Annotated in this window: 1 protein-coding gene; it reads right to left on the bottom strand. The window is 71.2% G+C overall.

Annotation, left to right across the window (positions count from 1 at the left end; genetic code table 11):
* Window positions 1-34 precede the first annotated feature (34 nt).
* Window positions 35-399: sirohydrochlorin chelatase (locus tag ACTFO6_RS17865; RefSeq protein WP_439935759.1), on the bottom strand; the 365-nt coding region annotated here is incomplete at its 5' end.

The following is a 399-nucleotide window of genomic DNA, read 5'->3' as shown; positions in this document are numbered from 1 at the left end:
AGCCAGACCGCAGCAAGGCTCGCCCCCGGACGGGTCATGGCCTTCGATATTGCGCGCACACCCATTCGGCAATCGCCGTTTGAAGCTCCTCCGCTTCGCCGAGGGCGGGCGTCACCCGCAGGCAGACCTGGGGATGGCGCCGGGAGAGGGCCTCCACCAGCACCGGCAGGTCCCGCTTGAGATGGCCGCCCGGGGCGAGGAACAGGGGCGCCAGCGTGATGCGGGCGATCCCTTCCTCAGCGAGGCGCGCTACTGCTGCCTCCAGGCTAGGCTCCATGAGCTCGAGAAAGGCGAGCTCGACCCGCACTCCGGGAAGGCGCTGCGCCACCCTCAGTCGCACCGCCTCCAAGGGCGCGCGCCACTCCGGGTCCCGGGCGCCGTGGGCGAAGAGGATGACCG

Origin of the sequence: Pelomicrobium sp. G1 (genome assembly GCF_051905455.1) — a bacterium.
In the GTDB taxonomy this organism is placed as follows: Bacteria; Pseudomonadota; Gammaproteobacteria; order Burkholderiales; family UBA6910; genus Pelomicrobium.
The sequence above is the reverse complement of the archived record's forward strand: the minus strand, read 5'-3'. Positions and strand labels throughout refer to the sequence as shown.